Consider the following 1,352-nt stretch of genomic DNA (forward strand, 5'->3'; position numbering starts at 1 on the left):
GTGTTGGGCAGCGGCATACCTTGGAGATTGGCTGAAACGCCCATTCCCGTCGTCATCCACGGGCGGAGCAAGGAGCGCAGCAACGCGCGCAGACCCGAGGATCCATTCCGTGACGCATGAGCGCTGCCGCGGAGCAGAATTCTGCTCCGCTGCACGCTTCGATCAGGGTCACGGAATGGATCCCAGGGTCTCCGCGACGCCGCTTCGCGGCTGCTTCGCCCAGGGATGACGAGGTTGGAGGGCTTCAGCCAATCCCCGGCGTTTGTGCTGATTTCACGCAAAGGAACGGTGAAACCTTGCCCGCCGACAAGCGGCAACTTCCACAATCCCTGCGCAGAACCACTAGCCAAGCACCAGCAATTCCTCGAAATGCTTCATGTCCTTGAAGCTGCAAAAGGCCGGAGCCTTCAGCTCGATCACCTGAGCTTCGCGCTTGAGGAATGACAAGCAGTCGTCGAACAATTCCTGCCAGGCCGCGGCCCGCTGGTCGGCGAGGCGGCGGATCTGGTAGGCGAAGGTGATGTGGAAGACATAGGTGTCGTGGTCCGGATGGCGGTAACCGAACGGCACCGAAAGCGCATCGCGCCAGGCTTTCAGGATCCGGCGATCCTCCTCAGTGGCGCCGGCGACGGTGAGGCCCGTCGGCACGACTTCGACAATCTTGACCTTGAAGGGACCGTGGCCCTCGAAGCCTTGCAGGCGCTCGAGATAGAGGCGGGTCATATCGTCGATGCTGGTGTCGAGCGGCACGTCCGACCGCCAGTAGGGAAGGCGACGCCGGTATTCGATGATGCCCTGGAAGAGCGTCATATGCAGGCTGGAGATGGGGGTGAAGGCGAGCCGATCGGCATCCGGCATGGCAAGCATGCGCTCGCGTACCTCGATGATCGCCGCTTCGGAAGGCGAGCCCTTGACCAGATGGCAGACGACCGTGTTGCCCGGTTCAGGGAGGAAGTTGCCGGCTGTGTCGTAACGGGTACCGAGATGCGTGGGCAGAGCCGGGTCGGTACCTTCGAAAAATCCGGCGAGCGAAGGTCTGACTGTGTCGAGCATGGCGATCTCCTGGGGAGATCGGCTCTTGTCCGAGTCATGTGTCAAGGATGTGAATGGTGAATGGTGAATGGTGAATGGTGAATGGTGAGAAAGAAGGGCGTCGTTACCATTCGCTATTGACCATTCACCATTCACCGAAATCAGCCGCCGTATTTCTCCAAAAACGCCTCGGCCGACAGCTCTCGGAAATCGTCGAGCGCGGCGCGCAGTGTTGCATGGTCCCAGTCCCACCAGGCTAAGGCCTGGTACCGCTCGGCGGTGCGGCGGTCGAAGCGCTCGCGGATCGGTTTCGCCGGCAC

1 protein-coding gene and 1 pseudogene are annotated in these 1,352 nt (G+C 61.3%); both read right to left on the reverse strand.

Annotated elements, in window-relative coordinates; all coding sequences use genetic code 11:
• Positions 1–342: 342 nt before the first annotated feature.
• Positions 343–1,053 (reverse strand): DUF1868 domain-containing protein, encoded by a 711-nt coding sequence (locus EOA28_RS35805; RefSeq protein WP_127252045.1) that lies wholly within the window; start codon positions 1,051–1,053, stop codon positions 343–345.
• A gap of 140 nt (positions 1,054–1,193) precedes the next feature.
• Positions 1,194–1,352: pseudogene (locus EOA28_RS40730) on the reverse strand (acetyltransferase); the annotation flags it as partial.

The organism is Mesorhizobium sp. M2A.F.Ca.ET.067.02.1.1 (assembly GCF_004023285.1).
Classification (GTDB): Bacteria; Pseudomonadota; Alphaproteobacteria; order Rhizobiales; family Rhizobiaceae; genus Mesorhizobium.